Source organism: Mycobacterium sp. TH-M106, from assembly GCF_057473765.1.
The window spans coordinates 1-1,384 of sequence record NZ_JBYCLE010000508.1; the positions used below are offsets into that span (position 1 = coordinate 1).

Annotated in this window: 1 protein-coding gene and 1 pseudogene; one reads left to right on the forward strand and one right to left on the reverse strand. The window is 64.8% G+C overall.

The features are described 5' to 3' along the window. Positions 1–32 precede the first annotated feature (32 nt). Positions 33–758 (forward strand): annotated as a pseudogene (locus tag AC2VOP_RS17805) (sulfite exporter TauE/SafE family protein); the annotation flags it as partial. Positions 759–814: 56 nt separating this feature from the next. On the opposite strand, the gene AC2VOP_RS17810 reads toward AC2VOP_RS17805, so the two are convergent. Then, positions 815–1,384 (reverse strand): peroxiredoxin (locus tag AC2VOP_RS17810; RefSeq protein ID WP_486962193.1); only part of this gene is annotated, 570 nt, incomplete at its 5' end.

The window sequence follows — 1,384 nt, forward strand, 5'->3', positions numbered from 1 at the left end:
CGGCGTCGGCGCCGCTGGGTTTCTTGATCGGCTTGTCGCTGGGCGCGCTGGGCGGCGGCGGATCGATACTGGCGGTGCCGGCGCTGGTCTACGGGGCGGGCGAGACGCCGCACGCGGCGACGACGACCTCACTCATTGTGGTTGGGGCATCGGCTCTGGTGGGGATGGTAGGCCACCTGTTCGCCGGGCGGGTACGGCTGGTCTGGGGCCTGACTTTCGGGCTGGTCGGCATCGGTGGATCGTTTCTGGGCTCGGTGAGCAGTCAGGCGATCCCCGATGACGCGCTGCTCCTGGCTTTCTCCGGCTTGATCCTGGTGGTTGCCTGGCGCTTGCACGGCCGGCCCGCCGAGACACCGTGTCACGCCATGCAGCACTCTTCGGTGAGAGCTGACATCCAGGCAGACGCTGCGCCGGCGAGGGCGCACGGCCCGGGTCCGGTGCCTCCGGCGCGAGCACCCGACCACGCGCGAACCGCGATGGCCACCGTCGCGCGGGTGGTGATTGCCGGAACCGTGGTGGGTTTCCTGACCGGGTTCTTCGGGGTGGGCGGTGGTTTCGTCGTCGTGCCTGCACTGGTCCTCACCCTGGGTTATGAGATGCCGGTCGCGGTCGGCACCTCCCTGCTGGTGATCGCTATCAGTTCGGCCGAAGGGCTAATCTTTCGCCTCTCCAGCGGTGACGTCGATTGGGCGGTGGCGATACCGTTTACCGCGGCGGGGATCGTCGGTGTGCTCCTCGGCAACGGCATCGCCGCCAGGGTGCCGGCGGCACGGCTCACGATGTGGTTCGTCTGGCTGATGGTGGTTGTTGCCGTCTACACTGCGGCCGAGTCGGTGGTGGCGTCGGTGACGCGGATGGCGGATTCGACCTCTTCAGCTGGGAGTTCTTTGGTGCAAAAGTACCAATCCTGGCACTCAACGCCATCGGCGCGTTCCCCCATACGCTCTCGTGCGGCGCTCAACGAATCCGGCGTCGGCAGGATCACTCGTTCTCCGGGTCGCCAGTCCGCCGGAGTGGCAACGGCGAAATGGTCGGTCGTCTGCAAGCCCTGCACTACTCGCAGCAATTCATCGAAATTGCGCCCGAGGATCAACGGGTAATAGATGATCGCACGTATCGTGCCCGTCGGGTCTATGACAAAGACCGCCCGCACCGCCTTGGTGGAAGCTTCGCCGGGCATGATCATCCCGTATTTCCGGGCGATATCCATGGAGACGTCTGCGATGAGCGGAAAAGTGACATCCACGCCTTTGAGATCGTGGAAGGTGATCTTCTCCTTGATTGCCTGCAGCCAGGCGATGTGGCTGTCGAGCCCGTCGACCGACAGTCCCAGAAGTTTGGTGTTGTAGGCCGCGAACTGTTGCTGCATCGAGGCGAACGTGAT